Origin of the sequence: Sphingobacterium athyrii (genome assembly GCF_003071065.1) — a bacterium.
Taxonomy (GTDB): Bacteria; Bacteroidota; Bacteroidia; order Sphingobacteriales; family Sphingobacteriaceae; genus Sphingobacterium; species Sphingobacterium athyrii.
Window position 1 is genome coordinate 1003488 of record NZ_QCXX01000001.1, and the last position, 21857, is coordinate 1025344.

At 44.4% G+C, this 21857-nt stretch carries 13 protein-coding genes; all 13 read right to left on the reverse strand.

Features of this window, described 5'->3' with window-relative positions; all coding sequences use genetic code 11:
* Positions 1 to 393: 393 nt before the first annotated feature.
* On the reverse strand, positions 394 to 1332 hold the full coding sequence (lhpI, locus tag DCO56_RS04495) for a bifunctional Delta(1)-pyrroline-2-carboxylate/Delta(1)-piperideine-2-carboxylate reductase (protein WP_108632943.1): 939 nt from the start codon (positions 1330 to 1332) through the stop codon (positions 394 to 396).
* A gap of 178 nt (positions 1333 to 1510) precedes the next feature.
* Positions 1511 to 2530, reverse strand: a complete 1020-nt coding sequence (locus DCO56_RS04500; protein ID WP_181390448.1) for a DUF5007 domain-containing protein — start codon at positions 2528 to 2530, stop codon at positions 1511 to 1513.
* 34 nt (positions 2531 to 2564) lie between these two features.
* Positions 2565 to 3269 carry a hypothetical protein gene (locus DCO56_RS04505; RefSeq protein ID WP_108632512.1) on the reverse strand — a complete coding sequence of 235 codons (705 nt, stop codon included), beginning with the start codon at positions 3267 to 3269 and terminating at the stop codon, positions 2565 to 2567.
* Between the two features lie 34 nt (positions 3270 to 3303).
* Positions 3304 to 4926 carry a RagB/SusD family nutrient uptake outer membrane protein gene (locus tag DCO56_RS04510; protein WP_181390449.1) on the reverse strand — a complete coding sequence of 541 codons (1623 nt, stop codon included), beginning with the start codon at positions 4924 to 4926 and terminating at the stop codon, positions 3304 to 3306.
* A gap of 10 nt (positions 4927 to 4936) precedes the next feature.
* Complete coding sequence (locus DCO56_RS04515) at positions 4937 to 8074, reverse strand: SusC/RagA family TonB-linked outer membrane protein (protein WP_108632514.1); 3138 nt, start codon at positions 8072 to 8074, stop codon at positions 4937 to 4939.
* A gap of 293 nt (positions 8075 to 8367) precedes the next feature.
* Positions 8368 to 11427 (reverse strand): beta-L-arabinofuranosidase domain-containing protein, encoded by a 3060-nt coding sequence (locus DCO56_RS04520; protein WP_108632515.1) that lies wholly within the window; start codon positions 11425 to 11427, stop codon positions 8368 to 8370.
* 44 nt (positions 11428 to 11471) lie between these two features.
* Positions 11472 to 13715, reverse strand: a complete 2244-nt coding sequence (locus tag DCO56_RS04525; protein ID WP_108632516.1) for a S9 family peptidase — start codon at positions 13713 to 13715, stop codon at positions 11472 to 11474.
* A gap of 73 nt (positions 13716 to 13788) precedes the next feature.
* Complete coding sequence (locus DCO56_RS04530; RefSeq protein WP_108632517.1) at positions 13789 to 15210, reverse strand: APC family permease; 1422 nt, start codon at positions 15208 to 15210, stop codon at positions 13789 to 13791.
* A 20-nt stretch (positions 15211 to 15230) separates the two neighbouring features.
* A complete protein-coding gene (locus tag DCO56_RS04535) occupies positions 15231 to 17006 on the reverse strand; it encodes a DUF885 family protein (RefSeq protein WP_219929308.1) in 1776 nt (591 codons plus the stop codon).
* A gap of 15 nt (positions 17007 to 17021) precedes the next feature.
* Positions 17022 to 18281 carry an NAD(P)/FAD-dependent oxidoreductase gene (locus DCO56_RS04540; protein ID WP_108632519.1) on the reverse strand — a complete coding sequence of 420 codons (1260 nt, stop codon included), beginning with the start codon at positions 18279 to 18281 and terminating at the stop codon, positions 17022 to 17024.
* Between the two features lie 23 nt (positions 18282 to 18304).
* On the reverse strand, positions 18305 to 19306 hold the full coding sequence (locus DCO56_RS04545) for a 4-hydroxyproline epimerase (protein WP_108632520.1): 1002 nt from the start codon (positions 19304 to 19306) through the stop codon (positions 18305 to 18307).
* Between the two features lie 21 nt (positions 19307 to 19327).
* A complete protein-coding gene (locus DCO56_RS04550) occupies positions 19328 to 20812 on the reverse strand; it encodes an aldehyde dehydrogenase (NADP(+)) (protein ID WP_108632521.1) in 1485 nt (494 codons plus the stop codon).
* A 92-nt stretch (positions 20813 to 20904) separates the two neighbouring features.
* Complete coding sequence (locus tag DCO56_RS04555; RefSeq protein WP_108632522.1) at positions 20905 to 21807, reverse strand: dihydrodipicolinate synthase family protein; 903 nt, start codon at positions 21805 to 21807, stop codon at positions 20905 to 20907.
* Positions 21808 to 21857 lie beyond the last annotated feature (50 nt).

The window sequence follows — 21857 nt, forward strand, 5'->3', positions numbered from 1 at the left end:
ATAAGTAGTCATTATATAATCCCTATTTGACTAGAAATTTCCTATTGAAAACAATAGGAAGAAAAGCCCGGCTGGTTTATCCAAGCCGGGCTTTTTCTCCTATACATAATTTTACTCTCCATTCGATTCAAAGCTATCCATCTCTAACATTGCTTTACTGTTCACCTACGACGCTTCCAATTTCTCCAAGTTCTTAAAAAAATGTACCGGGGAGTTTCAGAAAAAGTCTCTATTGTCCAGATTACGCATCTATACCGGAGAAATAATCACGGCATTTTTGTCATGCGGTTCAATTTGGTACAGAAAGTGTATTACTTTAAATTTATAATTTAAGTTTAACATTAGTTAGGTTAAAACGCTTTAATCTCCCCAGTTCAATATTGATTCTTTTCCTTAAATCACGTGCTGATAGACGAGCAAAGCCGCAGCCAGATCTTCTATCGCTAAACCCGCCGACTTAAATAAAGTGATTTCCTCCAAAGATGATCTTCCCCTAATCTCACCACAGCAAAGTTCTTTAATATCTCCTTTGATACTGTTTGGATCAAGAATTCCAGATGCAATCGGAATCGCCAACTCCCCCGTCTCATGTAGCGCGCCGGCTCGCGAATCCACAAATATGCTACTCTTCAATATAGCCATGTCGTCTACTTCGCGTGTTTTAGGCGTATGGGACCCGATCAGGTCCAGATGTGTACCTGCCTTTATCCACTCTCCTTTTACCAGCGGTTCATGACTTAGCGTAGCACAAGAAATCACATCTGCCCTACCCACAGCTTCTTCCAAATTATCGGCATATGCAACCTTAGTAAATCCTGCCTGTTGTAAGCTGGATACCAGTTCTACACCTTTAGCTGCATTTCTTGTCCAGATCAAAATTTGGTCATACTGACGGACAACAGAATGTGCTTGCACAAGATGCTGGGCAACTTTCCCGCCGCCAACAATTAACAAGGTTTTTGAATCCTCCCGAGCTAAATAAGAAGCCGCTAAAGCAGAAGTACAGGCCGTTCGGCGAGAGGTCAGTCCGGCAGCATCCATCTGAACTAAAAATTCTCCGGTCACTGCATCCATTAAAGTATATAGGGCATGTATTGCCGGCAGGTTTTTACGATGATTCTCGGGAGCAACAACAACCTGTTTGATTCCGATATAGGTATCTGTCCAGGAAGGCATTAAAATAAGCGTATTTTCAATTCCCTCGCTATTTTGATAAAAGTGATGATGCCGAACAGGCATCGTAAAAGCCGATTGAAAAACCTGCCGCAACGCTTCAATCAATTTATCATGGTTAAGTACAGCATCAATCGTTTCTTTTTCAATGATTCTCATATTTTCAACAGCATCTTGTAAAACCATAAACATAGCAAATAATCCGAGCTGCACATCCCTGTAAACTGACCATTCATTACCGTTTTTTACCCAAAGCGCCGCAAGTGCTTAATTAACACTTGACGCTTTGGGTAATTAGCAGCAAAGGATCTTTAACAACAGAACCTGCTCTACTTGGTTACAATCCTGTCGCAGGTGGTCCGGATGAATTAATTGCAGCCACATTTGTCAGCTTCACTTCCACCTCAAATGTTCCCTCCATCAGGACACGAAAGCCAAAAACAGGGTTGATATTATGGTTAGGATGACCATCCATTGCTGCAAAGCGCATCGGTATACGGTAATAAATATTGTAATCCCAATTGGTCTTACCATCATTAAATTTTGTGAGGGGAAACGGAGCCACTTCGTAATCACATACCAATGCCGTGTTTGTCGCAACGACCGGATTGAAACGAACGTGCGATTCAAAGGTCGGACGATCACCACGTTTGATCACCTGCCCCGCACTTGGATCCCATGCGCGACCATTCTTATCGACAATTTTCAAGATCACGCGCGCGCCCTCATCGGAGACTTTGGTACAGGTCAATTTGATGTTATTATTATAAGCCGGTGTAAACGTCTCAGCGGCATTAGATCCGGTCAATGAGGCATAAGTCAACTCAAAAATATCCTCCAAAAAAGGTTCGATGACATGGATCTCCGCAAATGATTTATAGATTTTAGTACCCTTGCGGTTCGTTGCCTGCAAATCAAAAGTATAGACACCCAATGGTAGATTTGCCGATGCGCGATTAAAACTAATCTGTCCGCTGACGGGATTAAATTCCATCGGAGTTACCTGCTTCAATTCACGTTTCGCTTTCAACAGGGCGACCGTTGTATCCGTTGCCGCATTGAAAGTCATGCCTTCCTTAAAAACTTCAATTTCATACATTTTTGTGAATTCCTCCGGTGCAGGCTCTCCCGTCGACTTATTCCGCAGATTTAACATTTTGAATTCAAATGGTGGAGTCGATCCGTCTGCATTTATCCGATCCGAAAGCGTGAGCGTCATTCCGCGCTTACAATAGATCACACTGTCACGATATCGAATGGTATCACTTAAAAAACCCTCCTCTATTTTTGAACAGGAGGAGATGATTATACCGATCATTATTCCCAATAGGATCGTGTACCTTGTTATATGATTCATTTTCATTGACATATATTTTTTTAATCCCTCCTACTTAGTTGGAAGCCATTTTTTCTTTATTAAAAAATAAACGATGATCACCGTGCAACACGTGTATGACACCCGTGGTCGTGATAATCCCCGAAGTCTGTACATCTACGCGCACATCTCGCGCTGCTTCCGGAATCGTATTTTGATCAGGTTCCTCCGAATCCAGCGTTCCATTCACTTTCGTGTAATATAAATAGTCAACATAGTCCACATAGGAACTATAATCTCTCGTTCGTCTCAATCCCAACTGAAATCGAACCCCGGGGATAGGTCCAAACAAATTGGCAAAGTATGCACCATTAATATCCAGCTTATCACGTTCCACCTTTCCTTTAAACATATATATCTTCAGCGAATCCAATCTTTTTGGATCAATATCATCAATGGAAAAGGAAATATTTTCATCGCCTACCTCTGCGATACGCTGTTGTTTCTTGGCACTCACATAGTCCGCTACCCCCCAATTTGTCGTTGCATAAAAGGTGATATCACTGTTCACCAACTCTTTTAAGTTCGCACGGTCAATGATCCGCACCAGCGAATCGAATTTTGGATGCGATGCCAGATAATCATAGGTGCTCATATTAACTTTCGCTTGATGGATACCGCCATCGTTGATATAATCGTTTTTCGAGCATGAGGTCAATACATGAAAAAACAACAGGGCAAACAATAGATATGCACAGGTCTTTTTTATTATTTTAGTCATTATTTCTAAAGATTTTAAGTTTCTAAATCTGTCATTAAATCTTTCCGCGCCAGTATGCTGTCTGAACTAAAAGTCTATTCTCACTAAATAAACGGGGATCTACCGGCCAGAAAAAACCACCTTGTTTAAAACGGGCCTCGCTCAGCCAAGTGATATGATCCGAGTAGGTCCGCGTGCGAATCATATCAAAAAATAGATGACCTTCCAGATAGAGTTCTTTTCCGCGTTCGATTATATATTCTTTCATGACTTCCGTTTTTGTCAGGCCAGGTTTTAATAAACTCGAGGGATCAGCGCCATAGCGCGCTCTTGACGCATTGATGATAGTAATCGCGCGACCGGGATTATTTTGATAGAGGGCTATTTCCGCCTGCAGCAATTTAATATCGCTCAACCGAAATAAAATCAAATTATTACTGTTATAAGGTTCAAGCTGCTGTCCCGGATTCCGAAAGACAATATTGCTGTATTTAATACATACAGGTTTATCCGATGTATAATTGACAAAATTATTTTTGAAGCGTACATCCAATGTATCAAGCCCCCGAGATTGTACAGTTTCCCAGACCCATTGCCTGATATCTTCATGCCATACCCAGTCCTCTTTCTCTTCGATCTTGTAAAAATGACTGCTCAGATAAGCCGGTTTGGTGAAAAAATCGGCTGTTGCAGCATAAGTCGGAATATAGTCACTATTTAAAAATTTCATCCCGATATGTGCACTCGAGCCTTCCAGCGTATTTTCACTGACATTTAATTCAAAAATACCCTCGCTCGATCTCCCTTTAAAAACATCCGCATATTTAGCGGTATCGGCAAGTGTATACCCACCTTGAGCGAGCAAGGTATTGATTGTCGTGTCGGCACGCGTTACATCATCCATTATCGGTGTATTTGATGCCAGATCTGCTGTCGTCGCCCGCCAAAGGTACAGATGTGCCATTAGGGCATAAGCCGAACCTCTGTTTGCCGTAACAGCGCGTTCTGCGGTTGTTTTATAGCCCCAACTCAATAAGCCGATCGCATGGCGGCAATCTTCCTCGATCTGTTTCATCACCGCAATGCGGGGGGTACGACCCAGGTGAGGCGCATTAATCGGATCATCATATGCCTCGGTTACCAGCGGTACATCCCCCCAGATTCTGGTCAGCATGAAATAAGAAAACGCCCGAATAAAATAAGCTTGTCCCATAATTTTTTTTCGGAAAGCCTCCGGATCTGTCTGTTCTAGGATCAAAATATCATTCGATACCAAAGGCATTTCTTTGAGAATGATATTGGACATGGCTATTGTTTTATAAAATACGGTCCAATTGCCATAAGACTGCGCAAAATAATTGCTGGTCCAATTGCCTTTTCCAATTTCAGGATGGCTGTAGCTATCCCGATTGATACCGATATAAATATCCGGCGTCATATCCCCGTAGATATAATAGCGGTTTCCAACGCCATAAAAACCATCCATCAGGGCGTTCCTCAATAGCGCATAATTACCTGCAATAGCACTTTCTCCTGCTTTGGGATCTTTCCAATACACCTCCTTATAAGTGGAATTTCGAGGCTCCTCTTCCAAAAATTTATTGCACGACACGCAGCTCAGGCCGATCGCCAAAAGCAGCACCAACTTCCAATAATTGATTATAAATAATGTTTTCATAATGCGCTGATTAAAATTGTAACTCCACACCAAACGTGAACTTTCTGGGGATTGGATAACCATTGCCCTCATATTCACCATAATAATTTACAGCTTCGGCATCCGGTAATCTTTTCGAACGCTGGAACATCATTAAATTATCCACGATGCCGTACATCCGAATACTCTTCATCCCCCATCCCGATACTAAACGATTGGGCAGACTGTAAGAAAGGCTCACACTTTTCACTCTGAAATAGTCTCCTTTATCCATGAAAAATGTCTGACCCGCCACCGTATAGTAGCGCCAGGATCCTAAAGGGTAAGCCGGATAATCTGCACGATCGCCCGGTTGACGCCAGATATTGATCTTACTAAAATCCGGTGTCGCATACCGTGCAAAATCATAGGTTGAATTGGTCGCAGCACCGTTCTCAAATAGATCAGATTGATATAAATTGAGCACATCTCTGTCGAACAAAAAGGTGAAGAGTATGCCAAGATTGAAATTCTTCCAGGTCACATTATTTGTCCAGCCGCCCGTGAATTTAGGATTTGGATCGCCGAGCGGAAGTTTATCAGGGTTTATGCCATCATTGAAAGGATCGGTCATATAGTCTCCATCCACATCCCTGATCCACATATCACCCGGTGCATAGGCACTTCCACCGGCATTATAGCGTTCACCTGTCAGGGGATTGATCGGAATATCGTTGAGCGTGGAATAGATTCCTAAAGTCTGGTAAAAGTAGAAGGTATTGATCGGGCTGCCCACCGATAAAATATGTGTTTTATCAAAACGGGAACCGGAGACCACCAAATCCCGGCCCGAATTAGGAAGGTTCATAATTTTATTCCGCACATAGGAGACATTCAGGCGACTGAACCACTGCACAGGGCTGGTCCTTGGCAGCGGATTGGCCATCAAGACCACCTCAGCGCCATAATTACGGACGCCCACCGAATTGGTCAATGCCCGGTCATATCCGGTTGTCACAGGCAGGGCTACATCAAATAAAGATTGCTTATTTTCCTTATTAAAAACGTCAAAGGCAAAAGAAAACCGTCCATTGGCAATCTCACCATCCAAACCAATATTCCATTGCATGGAGCGCTCCCAGCTGATATTGGGCTGCGCCACCCCATCGACAAGATTGGGTGTTATGGCGGTGACACCGTTATAGGAAGTAGCATTGTCATTTCCCCAGAAATTTCCGGCGTTGACCCTGTAAAGATTATACTGTAGATAATTATTGCCCGGTAATCCACCTGTCGTGCCCAAACTGGCACGGAGTTTTAACATGGAAAACGGAGACTGCCCGTCTTTCATAAAAGATTCTTCCGAAACCAGCCATGCAACTGAAGCAGAAGGAAAATACCCCCACTTATTGCCCTTCCCAAAACGAGATGAACCATCCCCGCGTATACTTGCTGACAGCAAATAACGGGAATCATAGTCATAAGCCAGCCGCGAATAAAAAGAAGCCATACTGTAAGCCTGATAATCGGAAAAAGCAGTGAGATAACGTTGCTGAAATCCCTGGATGACTTTAATCTGGTCCGAAGCACCATTGGAAGCACCTGCCCCCACAGACCGGTATTGATTGTATTCCAGGTCACTGCCCAAGATCATACTCAGGCTATGTTTATTAAATTCTTTATTATAACTAAAATAATTAGAGGACAGCACATTGACTTGATTATCGGAAAAGACATCCTGTCTGTTTCCGGTAAAATTAGCCACGGAAGAAGGTGTGCTCACATCACGCCTACTGTTTGAATAGATATAAGAAGTCTGAGATGTAAATTTCAACGCTTTTGAAAAATCATACCCTAGATTCAGGTTGAATGTAAATTGATTTCCCGTATTTACATCCGAATCATCATTGTACATCCCAAGAAGATAATTTTTTCGCGTTTCACTCAGGTTGAAATACGATGCAGGCGTGTATCTGGCCGTCACTCCAACTCCACCGCCGCCAGCCCGGGTACGCTCCGTTCGCGAATAAGCTACAATCGGATTGATCATCAAGCGTTCATTCAGCGCTTTGGACATTAAGTTCAACCGTGTTGAATAGCGCTTGAACCCCGTAGCCTTGACAATTCCCTGCTCATCATATAATCCGGCACTGAAACGATAATTGGATCCTCCCGGGCCGCCGCCGCTCAAACTCAGATCCGCATTGTTCACCATCCCTTTCCGATAATACATGTCCTGCCAATCGGTTGATCCGTTAAAAGCGGGATTTAAGCTATCGGTAAGCAAAAGAGATATATTTCTATTTTCAATGTCAGGACGATATTGCTGTAATTCTTCTAAGATGCGCATCTTTTGCCTTCGCTCTTCGGCCCCCAATGCCACATCCCGCAGCTCAGGCCGTTGTGTCAATCCTGTATAGGCCGAAACCATCACCTGTGGCTCCCGGCTGATCCCTTTTTTAGTCGTGATCAGGATCACACCACTGGAAGCCCTTGATCCATAGATGGCTGCAGCAGAAGCATCTTTCAGTACATCGATACTTTCAATGTCCTGCGGATTTATGCCAGCTATAAAATTTGTGCCCGTTCCCGTTACCGGCGAAGTGTACTGTTGCGGTGGCTGAGGAACGCCATCAACGACATACAAAGGTGCATTTCCGACACTAAATTCATCGTACTCCCGATTTAAGCTTGTATTTCCACGTACCTGAACTGTGGGGGTTGCCCCAGGTTCCCCTGTAAAGTTCTGAACATTTACCCCCGATAAACGTCCCTGAAGAAGCTGGTCAAAACTTGCCGCCGGCAGATTCGCCAGTTCTTTTCCCGAGATGCTGGAAATCGCTGCAGTGGCTTTCTTTCGGGAGACTTTTTGATAGCCAATGACAACGGTTTCATCCAACGTGGAAAATGTGGCGTTCAATTCAAAATTTAGCCGTGATTCCGAACTGACCGTTAGTCGCTTTGATTCATATCCAAGCAAGCTTGCCTCGATAATATCGCCTGATTTTGCTACCATCGTAAACTCCCCCTTGCCATTCGTTTGCGCACTTATCTGCGTAGACAAATTTCTCAGCGTAGCTCCTACCATTGCACTTCCCGAAACATCCCGAACAACGCCTGTTACCTGTTGTGCAAATAAATCGACAGAAAGGAGAAGCACTAGGACTAATAAAAGACCTGCGTTTTTCATGATTGATTAATTTGGTTAATTGATATTAGTTGTTAACTGATATTCGAAGTTAACGTAGAATCAGGTCTGATTTCAGTCCGAATTTAACCAATCGCGCTTCGATTGTAACCAAAGGCAACAGTCAGACATCATTAAAAAAATGATCGTCAACCATCATGACTATGATCTCAGCCAATTGATCGGTTGAGATGGGGCAAGAAAAGTGAGTGGGAATAATTTTATGGCTTGTATTTGTAAAAAAAGGGGTACTTCGCCAAGCAAAGTACCCCTCAAAATTTTAGCATATAGTGCAATTATTTCAATGTAACATCCAGATAAACCGAGTGTCGTCCGTAGGTATCATAGAATGGTTTAAAATCAACCCCATCAATCTTAAACGCTAAACTTTGCGGATCACCTGTGATAGATTTGCTGATATCCTTTGCATTCAGCGTCACTTTACGCCAGTCTTTTCTCGCCTCAGGTTCCTGAGCCGCCAATAAGATCGGTCCATAAAATAAACTGGCAATGTTCTGTTGATCCATGACCGGATCTAAATGAAACTGGAAAGGCATTTTGAGCTTGATACGATCACCGTTCTTCCAGTTTCGGCTCAATTTCAAATATGTACCCGGCTCTGCCTGTACTTTTTGATCTTTACCGTTAACAGTCACATAAAATCCTTTAGTTGCCCAGCCCGGCACACGAACATGAAGATCAAATTTGCCGTTCCCTTTTATGGTCAGCTCCGTCTCGTCTTGCTTTGGGAAACTCGTTTTCTGCACTACAGTCACCTTCCGTTCGGTCCATTCCAAAGTAGAAGGAATAAATAGATTGACATATAAAGCCTGATCATCCCTGCTTTTAAAATAAATACTATTTTGCAATTTGGTGCTACTCTCGATTGCAGTACCATTACAACAGGTGAAGCCCGTCATATCGGGATTTCCAAATTGCTTTATTGCTCCCGGTCGCAGAGGCACATGGTACGTATTAGCCGGCGTATTTTCAGCCACAGAAGCTAAAATATGGTTATACAATCCGCGTTCATAGTAATCCATATATTCGGTGCGTTGGTCAAAAAGAAACAAGTTGCTTGTTAATTTCAGCATATTGTAAGTTGCACAGGTTTCATTCTGTCCACCTTCGGAAAAACCATTTTTATATAAGGTGGCCGGTTCTGCTGTAAAAACTTCCGCATTGGCCGGATTGCGCGCGCCCGCGACCCCGCCTATACTGTACATGTAATCATTTACAGCTTTGTACCAAAAGTTGTCGGCCACCCGGTAGTATTCCGGCAGATTGGAAACCTGATATAGCTCGATACTTCCCACAATCTGTGGAATATGCTGATTGGCATGCAATCCACGAAAAGTATCGACATTCTTAGCCAATCCATGTGCATGCTGCGCATTACCAAAGAACATATCGATATTGTCAAAAAATTGCGCGGTTTTCAGATAATGCTCCTTATGGGTGATGCGGTAAAGATGTGCCAATGTCTCATTCATTCCTCCAAATTCACCGGCAATATACGTATTCCACACCTGTATCAGCGTTTCCTTTGGCAGCTGACTAAGCCGCGCATGCACCCAGTCTGCCATACCCGTGGCCACCTGAAGCGCCTTTTCATTGCCACTCACTTCATAGATATCAATTAAGCCGGCCAAAATTTTATGTAAAGTATAATAGGGCGCCCAAACCTGTGTCTTCTGTCCCCCATATTTCGCTCCTTTTTCCAACATAATAAATTGATCCGGTGGATAAGCGCTAATATAGCCCACCCCCCAATTCCAATAATCCGTGCGGATTCCTTCGCGGCTCAGATCCGAGTCATAGGTTGATTTACCCGGCCCATAAGGGATGGCGGTCGGGTCAGCTACGGACGCAGCGCCTGCCTGTTGCGGTCTACCCGACAATTGAGCCAGGTCATACAGCGTATTGACCATGTAGTTCATTTTCCCGGCAAAATTAGCTTGCAATATTTTATCATATCCGGTACTCGCATAAGCCTGTGCGATCGCAGTCAGATAATGACCCGTCGCATGGCCTCTGAGTTTGGTATCCTGACTATCCCATACCCCCAGCGGTTTAGCGCCCTGCGGTTGTGGTTGTCCAAATGCATCGCGAAACATATAGAGAAAAGAGTTGGGATCAGTAGCCGCCAAAGTCTTGATAAATTTATTCCGATTTTCAATAAATTTTGTTTCTTGATTTTGCGCGTCAGCTTGCAGGGAAACCTGACTAAGATCAAAAGCTTCCAGCTTCAACTTTGGTGCGGCAGCGGTCTTGCCTGCCTTTATGGTCACGATTGCTTTAGGCTGTATCGTTGTTCCCGGGACCCGGCCCGTAATGGTATAACGTCCGGCTTCCAGAACGGTACTGTTATCCGCTGGCGAAGGCCATAATACCCGTACTTTGGGACCGATCACTCCCTCTTTATAGGTGCCCGGTACATAGCTTGGCAAACGTGGCAAATCTCCCAATGCCGTTTCCACCTGCACATCCGGGACAGCAAGCAAGTATGCATTATAGAGTTGCGCTTGCGTCAATGGAAATTCAGGCAGGTTATCCTCTACCTTAGTTACATTTACAGCACGATTGCTTACTCCACGTTGCGAATTGGTATAAATCCCCGTAAGCTGATTTTTACTCAACGGAACACGGTAGATCCGAAAATCATGCAACATACCATCCAATGTCGGCGATCCTGCCAAAAGTGATTTTCCGATATACAATTTATTCTTATCTCCGGATGATCCAAACACTTCCGTCAATTCACGCGGTATTTGCTTCGATTCACCAACAGGTACAGCATCTACATAAGTCGTCATCGTTTTAGCGGGAATATCCACCACGATCGTCAGGTAAACCCACTTATTCAATACCAATGCCGGCGCGATAGCTCCTTTTTGATTATTTTCTCCTGTAGTCATTACACTTTGGAACCCAGCTTGAGCATTCGTTCCCGAAGGAGCCGCAAAGAAATGCTTATGCGCATCTTTTCCAAAGTCAAATAAAACCTGGCCTTCTCTTTTCGAACGCAAATAAATCCACCCCGAGATACTCAATGACTCCATATCGGTCAATGCATCGGCAGGGATCTGTATAAAATCATTTTTTTCACCCGATAGCGACAGCACTTTTCCAAAGCGCTTGTCGTTGACAAAAGTAGCATGCTGGCCGGCTGTAGCATGCAGGTTGTTGCGGGACCAATCTTTCAGATCTCCGTTAAATACATATCGCGCGATCATGCCCGTTTCACCGATTCCATCCAATATCTGATCACCGCTTTGTGCCCGTACCATAACGAACCCTTTCGTCAGTATTGTGGCAACAAGAATAAAACGCAAAAAAAATAGGTAACTTTTCATCGCTATATCATCAATTATGAGCTCGCAAGCTCGATTTTTGTTCGCTAATAAGTATTCCAGGCCGGAGGTTCTACCCCGAGTAAGTGTTTCACGAAATAATCGCGACGTTTCTTTTCTCCAAAATCACCGCCAGAGGCATGCCCCATTCCTGGAACCATAATGAAATCATGATCTTTACCATGTTTGATCAACTGATTGACAAACTGGTAAGTTGATGTAGGGTCCACATTATCATCCAGCTCCCCTACGATCAACAGCAACTTTCCTTCTAATCTATACGCATTTTCAATGTTAGAACACGCCGCATATTCAGGCCCGATCGGCCAGCCCATCCATTGTTCATTCCACCATATTTTGTCCATACGATTATCATGACAGCCACAGGATGAAACCCCTACCTTATAAAATTCAGGATGAAACAAGAGCGCTCCGGCAGATGACTGTCCTCCGGCAGAAGTGCCATAAATACCGACTTTTTCGATGTCCATAGACGGATATCTAAGCGCGGCAGCCTTCATCCATGCAATACGGTCAGGGAAACCCGCATCTTTCAGATTTTTCCAGGCGACATCCTGAAAAGCCTTTGAACGATTGGACGTTCCCATTCCGTCGATTTGCACCACGATAAAGCCCAGTTCAGCAAGCTCAGCAAGTCCTGCCGGATTAGCTGAAAATGATTTCGGAACAAAGGCGCTATGTGGACCGGCATAGATATACTCAATCACCGGATATTTTTTGTTCGGGTCGAAATTTCGTGGCCGGACGATAATGCCCCAGATATCAGTTTTACCATCTCTGGCCAACGACTTAAACACTTCAGGTTTACGCCATCCCGTAGCCTCCAGCTCCAAAATATCCGCCTGTTCCAGATTCATGACGATCTGTCCGTCGGCTACCCGACGTAATACGGCCTGCGGAGCCTGGTCAACCCGGGAATATAGATCGACAAATAAAGAATGGTCCGCATTAAATGTTGCCTGATGATTGGCTGCTTCCGGAGTAAGTTCTTTCAAACCCTTGCCATCAAAACCAATTGCATAATAACGGATAAGATATGGATCCTCTTCCTTATGCATGCCACTCGCCTCAAAAATAATCTTTTTGTTATCTTCATCGACGTTGACAACTTTGCGCACCACCCAATTTCCTTTTGTGATCTGCTGTTTCAATGCACCTGTTTTTGCATCAAATAGATACAGATGATTCCATCCGTCACGTTCCGACGCCCAAATGATATCCGCTGTTTTTTTGAGATCATTCCGGTATTTCTTTCCGCTATAATCAATAAATGTCGCACTACGTTCTGAAATAACGGTTCTGGTTTTTCCGTCCATAGCACTCAATTCCATCACATCGTACCGTTGATGACCACGTTGGTTATATTCAAATGTGATTCCACTGTTATCCGCTTTCCATACAAGTGCAGAAAGTGAAAATTGATTGGCTACCTGAGCAGGATCTACCGTTATCACCCGCCCCCCGATGACATCAATAATGGTCGGATAGTATTGCGACAGCGCATCTCCGGGTTTATTATAGTCTCTGGTCTGCAATTTTGGCTGCAATTGATCAGTCGGCGAAGATTCCAATAAAGTCAACTGTCTGATTTCAGCCTTCCTCACTTTTGAAGCAGCCAATTTTTTTGAATCATTGGACCATTGGATACGGGCGCTATAATACTCCCCGGGACTTCCATCAAAGGTCAACTGGCGCTCACTTTTTGAATCCTCTTTTTTGCGGATATATACATTGCTATTTTTAATATAAGCCGTATAGACCTTATCGGGCGAATCTGTCGGTTCACCTTTACTATCGTCCCAGCGTGCTCCCCAATATCCACCCGATCGACGGTCAGTACCAGTTGTAGGCATATCACGCAATCTGCTCAGCTTATTTTCCTCCCCATTCCACTTCCACACCACGTTGTCTTCCGTAAACTCAACCTCGTTTGCCGACAGCACTTTCAGATCCCTTCCCCACAAAACACCTAATTTCACTTCTTTACCCAGCTGAGCGGATAACTGTTTTTCAATCAGGGCAACATCGGTAGCTATTTTTTTTCTGTTGAGCGCATCCACCAGATATAGGCTCCTTTTGTTGTCTTTCTGATTCACCCAATAACAAAAACTATCTCCTTTTTCAGACCAGATAATCTGCTGTGGTACCTGATATACCTTGCCAAATGAACTTCTGATCTCTTTGGCACGTTTATAGTCCGCCAATGTCCCCTGTGCCATTGTCGTAAGCTGAAATATCATCAATAAAACAGCTGTAAATGTTAACTTCATATCTGTTATTCTTTAAATCCTATGTGTTGTTTTGCCTCCTATTGCAACCAGGCAAGATTAAAAATAAGTAGGTTTATGTCTTCGCTTCCTTTTGTTTCACAAAATAATATAACGGAATCCCCAAAAGTGTGATAATAATGCCCGGCCAGGTAAATTGCGGTTTATAGATGACCAACAAAACAATAAACGAGATCCCCATCGAAATATAGACGGCCGGAATAAAAGGATAGCCAAAAGCTTTATAAGGCCGCGGTACATCCGGTCGTTTATATCTTAGCCAAAAGATGCCGATGATGCACAAAACATAGAACATAACTACCACGCAGGTAATCATATCCAGCAGATCACCATACTTACCTGTCAGACACCATATCGATGCAATGAGCGCCTGTAACCACAAGGCGTAAGCCGGTACTGCATTCTTATTTAGGGTCGCTGTCTTCTTAAAAAACAAACCATCCTTAGCCATGGAGTAATAGATCCTTGCACCAGCCAGAATCAGTCCGTTATTACAGCCAAAAGTGCTGACCATAATCATGATCGCCAAGATGGCGATTCCAACGGGACCGAAAATTTCTTGCGCCACGAGCATAGCCACGCGATCTTTAGGTGCACTGGACATCTGTTCGATCGTCAACACACCGGTATACATCACATTGGTCAAAATATAGATCACCGTCACGATCAGGGTACCCAAGGCTAAACTCAAACCAATATTGCGTTGTGGATTCTTGATTTCGCCCGCTACCGCAGAAGATGAATGCCAGGAATCGCTGCTGAATAATGCCCCCACAAGTGCTGCAGACATCGCACCAAATGCACCGAAGGTAGCATAATCCACTGTCGATCCATCCACATTTAATCGCTGTAGATTCCACATACGCGCTGCAGACCAGTTTTGATTCCAGACCTCCGGATCGAAAGCCGCAAAGCCGAAGATGACCAGCAGCACCAAACTTAATATTTTGATCAGTGTCAGCACGGTCTGTACTGTCTTACCATTCTTTACACCACCGGTATTAATAAAGGTGAGCAGCAAAATAACAGCAATAGCCAACACCTGAGCAGATGAAATATGATAGTCTCCTATCACCAGCAAATAAACATCTTCATCCAGTACCGGAAATAAATAAGCTGTAAACTTAGCGAAAGCTACCCCTACGGCTGCAATCGTAGCCGTCTGGATAACGGCAAAAAAAGTCCAGCCAAACGTAAAGCTGACCACCGGTCCATAGGCTTCTTTGAGATAAACATACTGACCACCGGCTTTCGGAAACATGGCACTGAGCTCACCATAACTCAAGGCGGCAGCCAGCGTCATAAATCCGCAGATCAACCACACCACCATCAGCCAGCCGGCAGAACCCGTATTTCGGGCGATATCCGACGATACAATAAAGATCCCCGAGCCGATCATGCTTCCGGCAACGAGCATCGTTGCGTCCAATAAACCCAATGACTTTTTGAAATCTTGACTATTTTCCTGATTACTCATAATTTAGGGTTGGATCACACTTATTTAAAATTATAAAATTTCCATTTCGCCTGATGGTTAGGTTCAAGCTTTTGGTTTGTCAATGTCGCCCTGACCATCTCCATGGGTAAGTAATTTTCCTTGATGACCTGGTCATGAAATTCCGCGTAAGACATTTTCCCCGACCCGACCAATTCATCACTGATACTCAACAGCTGTAGGCCACCGATCAAATAAGCCAATTGATATAAAGGATCATAAGAACCTTCAAAAGATCGCTTCACCTCTCCATGTGCATTTGCGGGTTCATGGCCGACCTTGTTGACTAGGTAGTCTATACATTGTTGCGGTGTCCATTCGCCCAAATGAAATTTAATGCTGAAAGTAATCCGCGCACAACGATGCATTCGCCAAAATAACATCCCGATACGTTCTTCCGGTGTCTTGGCAAAACCCATTCTATACAACAGTAACTCCCAATATAAGGTCCAGCCTTCGGTCCAGAATGGTGTATTGAAATTCTGCTCCCGATAGGGCTTATATCTTTTATTCATAAAATACTGTAAATGATGCCCCGGATTGAGTTCATGCTGCACCGTACCCAAAGAAAAGTATGGATTGTTACCGCGCATGCTCATCATTTTCTGGTCATAGGTCATGGTATTGGTTGGATAAGAAATACTGATCTCCCGTCCTCCCGTAAAAAATGGATTGACCAATTGCCGCTCAGGAGTCATCATGATCATCCCCCAGGTTTCATCTGCCAGTTCAGGAATCGTGATGAGCTTATGCTGCTTGATAAATGTCTGAGCTCGATCATATAACTGATTGATCAGACCGGGCTGCTGTCCTTCCGGTACATAGGTATTTTTAACCTTTTCTTGCGCTGCTTTCCAATCGTCTCCGAATCCCATCTCACGGGAAGCTTTTAATAACTCTGCCACACACCATTCCCATTCCTGATCTGCGATACGCAAGAGTTCATCCGCATCGTAAGCAATCATTTCTTCGCGCAGCTTTTTGTCAAGCGCAGTTTTTCCGATCGGCTGTCCGCCAATATTACTGCCATCATTAAAGACTTTCCAATTGCTCCTGGCCTGCAAAGCACTTTTATATTGATTTAATTTTTCGTTTAAACTTTCATAAGATTTGGGCACCCACCAGGTAAACATCGGATCATATCCATTATAGAAATCAAATGCGCTTTCCAAACGGGTTCGCAATGACTCTACCATATTGACCAAAAAATTGACATCGGCAGATTCGATCGATGATACATTTGTTAGATTTTGGATCGCCGCCTCGACCTGATCTGTGGTTTTTTCAAATATTACCGCCACGTCCTTTCCCACGACCGCGGCACCCCTGCGACGCTTCTGTTCAAATTGAAGGATATTGTCCGCAAACGGTAAGTAAAGCTGCAACCGATTATATAAAGCGGATGTCTCTTTGAGCTCCTCTTTATGCCGCAGCACTTTTTGGTTCAATAGCACGTAATCGACCTGACCGTTGGTATTCAGCCGCTTATAATCAAAACTTTTCAGTTTAGCCAAATAGTCATCATCTACTTTGATCAGTCTATTGATCTGCTCGGGGGAGGCCGCTGACTGCTGAAATCCCCAGTTTTTGGGCATAGGGCCATAAAAGTAATTAACAGCCTGCAGATCATGGCGGTATTGAATGATATAAGGCTCAATGGGTGTTGTGTGTTGATACAAATCCATCTCTTGGGCATCTGTTAGCGAAGAAGCCATACAAAGCACGCCTATGACTATAAATTTCTTTGGGTTAGGGTTATTGTGGTTTTTCTTCATCATTTGATTTATTTTTGTCTATTGAAACCGATCCGGACTAAAGCCCCTAATATCCGTTTCGGTGGCTTTGTCGGACAGTAAAGCCGTAATCGCTTTTCCATAAGCAGGTCCCAGACTCAAACCCATCATCCCCCCTGCCCCCGCGATGCTGACATTGCCATATTTGGAAGTCCTGCCCAAATAAGGAAGTCCATCCGGTGAACACGGCCTGTAGCCAAACCAGATATCCTGCGGATAATCGACCTGTAGATCCGGGAAATATTTAGGGATAGATTCGACGATACCTTTGACGCGATTGCTGTATATCTTATCATTTGCCGGACCTAATTCCATAGTTCCACTAAAGCGAATCTGATTATTCATTGGCGTCACCGCTACGCGAGCCTCCAAGAGCAAAGCGGCATGGATCATCTGGTTATTGCCCGTTGTATTATACATGAAAGAATACCCCTTTCCGGGCATTAAAGGCAACTTTAAATGCAGCTTCGACGCTAATGCCGGTAGCGATGCTCCCCCGGTTACGACAATTTCATCAGCATGAAATGCTCCTTTTGACGTACCGATTTCGGACACCCTTTTGCCTGAAAACCTGAACCCTGTCACTTCCGTCTGATAGTTGATCTGTACCCCATGGGCAAGCAGGTAGTCTGTCAATATTTTCATTAGTTTTGGGGGATACAAGATACCGTCGCATTTGTATAAAATACCGCCGATCGTATCCATTCGTAGATTAGGCTCCAAAGCCTGAATGCCTGCCTGATCAAAAATTTCTACATCCAGTCCCAGGTTTTGGGCTTTTTCTGCGAGTTCAATTTCTTCCTGCTCGACATGACCGGACTTGTAGAGCATCATAATACCGTTTTGCCTAAGCTCAAAATCAAACCCCTCCTGCCGGGCCAGTTCATCATATGAGCGGCTGCTCGCAAGATTCAGATCACGTATCGCTGCTGCATTTCGATTTACATGTTTTTCATTGGCATGTTTCAGGAACTTCAGTCCCCAGTCGATCAATGAAAGATTCAATGTGGGTCTGACGTAAAACGGGCTTTTACTGTTCAACATCCATTTTACTCCCTGTGCCACGATGCCCGGTGCGGCCAATGGGGTAAAATGGCTGGGAACGATCATTCCTGCATTTCCATAGGAACAATTGTCCAGCCCGTCACCTTTCTCCAAAATCTGAACCTCCCAACCATCCTGTAAGAGATAATAAGCGGTGGACAATCCTGCGATACCCGCTCCTATGATAGCCACTTTTCCTTTATGCTGTGTTGACACGTTTTTTGCTATTTTAATAATAATTACATAACCTGAAATCCTTCTTTATACGGGTCTTCGTCATCAATAATGATCTGACTGTAGCCCGTAATTCTTGCCCATCCCTCTACCGAAGGAATAATTGCTGGCTGGCCCGTTATTGTCGTCGTTTCTTCTTCGATACGACCGACGAATTGCGAACCGATGTAACTCTCATGAACAAATTCCTCTCCCTTTTTCAACTTCCCTTTGGCATACCATTGTGCCATGCGCGCAGAAGTTCCCGTACCGCAAGGAGACCTATCCAATGCATTTTCACCTACCAACACCGCATTTCTTCCCGTGGAATTTGCCTTAGTTGGTTTTCCGGTCCACTGAATATGGCTAAGACCATATATATTTTCATCTTCGGGATGAATAAAGTCCGTTTTCTCATTGAGTAAACGGCGAATAATTTTCCCGTAATGAATGAGCTGGCTCGCCGAAAAATCACTGATGTCCCTAAAATTTTTCTGAGGGTCAACGATGGCGTAGAAATTTCCGCCATAGGCAACGTCGACGATAATCTCCCCCAAATCCGGGCATACGACGCTAAGCCCTTCTTTGTAAAGAAAAGACTTGACATTTGTGAGTTTCACGGTTTTAACCTTTGGCCCATCTTGTACATAATCAATCAGAATCAAGCCTGCGGGTGTCTCCAGACGGAGCTTTCCAGGTACTTTAGGTCTTACCAGCCCCTCTTCGATGGCAATGGTCACCGTACCGATCGTCCCGTGGCCACACATCGGAAGACATCCACTCGTCTCAATATAAAGTACGCCGGTATCGTTGTTGGGGTCTATAGGCGGATAAAGCATACTCCCGCTCATCATATCATGTCCACGCGGCTCAAACATCAATCCTTTACGAATCCAGTCATATTCTTTTATAAAATGTAGCCGGCGTTCCATCATCGAATGCCCTTGCAGCACCGGTGCTCCTCCTGCGACCAACCTCACCGGACATCCACAGGTGTGGGAGTCGATACAAAAAAATGTTTTCTTCATCAGTTGCTATACAAAAATGTCTTAAATACTTGCTTTTGTCGCACTACCATTTACGATACGTACGATGCCCAATGCATTTTCATTTTTCAACTCCACTGGCAGGAATTCATCAGGCCAATTCTGAAAAGCTAAGGGGCGTACAAAACGCTTCACCGCATCCGGTCCGACAGAGGTAAATCGCGGATCCGTACAGGAAGGAAAAGGGCCGCCATGCTGCATGGCATAGACCACCTCTACCCCGGTTGGCATACCATTAAACAGCAGCCGTCCCGCTTTATCTTTCACCACATTGAAAATCTCCTGATGTACCCGCACATCTTCGTTTGTCGCTGCAATGGTAATGGTTAGCTGTCCTTTGAGCTGTCGCGCAATTGCCAGTACTTCCTCCGCATTTTCAGCTTCCACCAGGACAGCAAAAGGGCCAAATACTTCTTCGCTCAATACCTGGTTTTTTAAAAAATTGTGTGCTGAGGTACTGATGATTCTGGGACGGCCCTGCCCTTGGACGGCTTCGACACTTGATTCTGCGAGCATGCTCACCTCAGCCTGTCCGCTTAAAGTCGCTTTATTTTTTTCAAAATGCGCATAGATGCCCGTATTTAGCATTGTAGCCGGTGCAGTAGCAAGGATGGCCGATGCCAGCGCTTTTTTGAAACGCTCCAGACCATCGCCTTTTACCGCTATAAATACCCCGGGATTGGTACAGAACTGTCCTACACCCAAGGTCAACGAAGCCGCATATTCCTTGGCCAGTGCTTCAGCGCGATCCTCTAACAGCTGTGAAAAGGCAAACACCGGATTTACGCTACCCATCTCGGCAAACACGGGGATCGGTTCTTCGCGCTGATTAGCAATATCAAACAAGGCTTTTCCCCCCCAGTATGATCCGGTAAATCCGACCGCTTTAACTCTTGGGTGAGCAGTCAGATAGGCCCCTATCTTCGTATCTGTTCCTATGACATTATCCCCTAGAATATGGCTAAAGACCCCTTCCGGCCAGCCATAATCTTTGATAACCGCGGCGATCGCATCAGCCATCATAGTCGACGTTCGGGTATGCCCGGAATGTCCTTTAACAATTACCGGACATCCTGCGCCGATCGCACTCGCCGTATCACCGCCAGCTGTTGAAAAGGCAAATGGGAAATTACTCGCTCCAAATACCACTACTGGCCCTATCCCCAAATTAAACTTCCGAATATCACTTTTACCTGTTTCACTATTTGGCAAATCAATGCGGGCTTCGGTATAGATACCTAACGCTACCGCATTGGCATAACTGCGCCACTGCCCTACCGTACGCGCTTTCTCTCCTGTGAGCCGGACTAAAGGAAGTGCCGTCTCCGCATGGGCAGTGTCTAACAATTCAGGGCCTAATCCCTCAATTTTATCAGCAACAGCATGCATAAATGCAGCACGCACAGCAATCGTCGTGGATTTCAAAAATTGAAATGCCTCGACCGCCATACAAACCCGGTCATCTAAAAATTCTTGTGGTTGATTCATTCTATTTCGGATTTTTTTTTAAAAAACGAGCTGTAGGCGAACAGTATCCACCAATCGCCTACAGTATCTTATTTCTGTTTAATCTGCAGCTCTTAATTTAACTGAGGACGACTGGCAATCCCGTCAGCAATAACCTGATTGATCCGTTCAGCCTCTTCACCCACCAATGGTAGTCTAGGGGCACGTAAATGCGGCGTGCTTATTCCTTCTGCCGTTGCAGCCAACTTAATATATTGAATAAGCTTTGGATGAATATCCAGTTCCAATAACGGCATAAACCAGCGGTAGATTTCCAATGCCTTCTCATAATCACCATTTACCGCATGATTATACATGGCAACAGTTTCATTCGGAAATGCATCGACCAAACCAAAAACCCAGCCATCGGCTCCAACGACCAAGGATTCCAGTGAGATTGTATCCACCCCACCTAAAATATGAAATCTATCGCCAAATTTGTTTTTCATCCGGGTGATATTTGTCAGATCGCGCGTGGACTCTTTCACCGCAACAATCGTGGGACAGTCTTTCAGTTCATCGAACATATCCGTTGACACAAAAACCGAATAATCCACTGGATTGTTGTAAATCAAAATGGGCAAGTCCGTCGCATGCGCTACTGCTTTAAAATAAGTGACCACTTCACGGTCGTCGGCCCGATAACGCATTGGAGGCAATAACATTAAACCATCCGCACCCAGTTCTTTTGCTTTAATGGCAAAATTAACCGCATTTTTAGTTGTATTTTCTGCAATATTCAGTATCACCGGGATCCGACCTGCAATTAGCTGACGTGCGAAAGTCAATAGTTCAAACTTTTCATCGGTATCAAGTACGGCGGCATCACCCAATGATCCCGCGATGATAATACCATGCACCCCTGCTTTGATCTGTGCTTCCGTATTCTTAGCAAACATGTCAAAGTCAATCTCACCATTCTCTTTAAAGGGAGTCAGTACTGCTGGGTAAACACCCTTCCAATTTAATTCAGCCATAGTTGGTTTTTACTTAATTAGTTTAAATATTTTCTTTTATCAAAGAAACC

Excerpts from the sequence above, each read along its gene's own strand:
- DCO56_RS04545 (WP_108632520.1), bottom strand. The coding sequence starts at position 19,306 with ATGAAGAAAACATTTTTTTGTATCGACTCCCACACCTGTGGATGTCCG.
- DCO56_RS04550 (WP_108632521.1), bottom strand. The coding sequence starts at position 20,812 with ATGAATCAACCACAAGAATTTTTAGATGACCGGGTTTGTATGGCGGTC.
- DCO56_RS04505 (WP_108632512.1), bottom strand. The coding sequence starts at position 3,269 with ATGACTAAAATAATAAAAAAGACCTGTGCATATCTATTGTTTGCCCTG.
- DCO56_RS04525 (WP_108632516.1), bottom strand. The coding sequence starts at position 13,715 with ATGAAGTTAACATTTACAGCTGTTTTATTGATGATATTTCAGCTTACG.
- DCO56_RS04510 (WP_181390449.1), bottom strand. The coding sequence starts at position 4,926 with ATGAAAACATTATTTATAATCAATTATTGGAAGTTGGTGCTGCTTTTG.
- DCO56_RS04500 (WP_181390448.1), bottom strand. The coding sequence starts at position 2,530 with ATGAATCATATAACAAGGTACACGATCCTATTGGGAATAATGATCGGT.
- DCO56_RS04530 (WP_108632517.1), bottom strand. The coding sequence starts at position 15,210 with ATGAGTAATCAGGAAAATAGTCAAGATTTCAAAAAGTCATTGGGTTTA.
- DCO56_RS04535 (WP_219929308.1), bottom strand. The coding sequence starts at position 17,006 with ATGATGAAGAAAAACCACAATAACCCTAACCCAAAGAAATTTATAGTC.
- lhpI (WP_108632943.1), bottom strand. The coding sequence starts at position 1,332 with ATGAGAATCATTGAAAAAGAAACGATTGATGCTGTACTTAACCATGAT.
- DCO56_RS04520 (WP_108632515.1), bottom strand. The coding sequence starts at position 11,427 with ATGAAAAGTTACCTATTTTTTTTGCGTTTTATTCTTGTTGCCACAATA.
- DCO56_RS04515 (WP_108632514.1), bottom strand. The coding sequence starts at position 8,074 with ATGAAAAACGCAGGTCTTTTATTAGTCCTAGTGCTTCTCCTTTCTGTC.
- DCO56_RS04555 (WP_108632522.1), bottom strand. The coding sequence starts at position 21,807 with ATGGCTGAATTAAATTGGAAGGGTGTTTACCCAGCAGTACTGACTCCC.